Raw genomic sequence first — 430 nt, 5'->3', positions numbered from 1 at the left:
GCTACGCGCTACGCAAAACGAAGCCTTTCCTTCCTTGCCGCCGTGCAAATCAGGTGCATCTCATTGTGGGCAAAAATAATTTGACGACACTATCTAGAGGTCTCCGATTCTACGAATGTTGATGAAATGTTGGCCTCCTATGAACAATACGCGCATAAACACAACATCAATCTGAACAGAAATCTTACGAGCCTTTTGTGCTATACAGACATCCGTAATTTAGCGCAAAAGATTGATGACGAGTTTACCTATAAAAAAGCCAATTGTGATAAGTATGACTATTTAATAGCTGGTGTTGCGGGCGGCATAGGAGCCTTAATTGACATTTTCCTTGTGTAATCCCCCCAAAAAATGGTAGCGTTTGAAAGTAGAATTTCCCATACTCATGAAGCGGGAGATTTTACATGAAAAAATCACGGTTTACAGACAG

At 41.2% G+C, this 430-nt stretch carries 1 pseudogene; it reads left to right on the top strand.

The annotated features are described in order from the left end of the window. Positions 1–84: pseudogene (locus EII23_RS12425) on the top strand (IS5/IS1182 family transposase); the annotation flags it as partial. Positions 85–430 lie beyond the last annotated feature (346 nt).

Source organism: Desulfovibrio sp. OH1186_COT-070 (assembly GCF_003860215.1).
Lineage (GTDB): Bacteria > Desulfobacterota > Desulfovibrionia > Desulfovibrionales > Desulfovibrionaceae > Desulfovibrio.
Note: the sequence above shows the minus strand (reverse complement) of the source record. Positions and strands in the feature narration are given on the sequence as shown.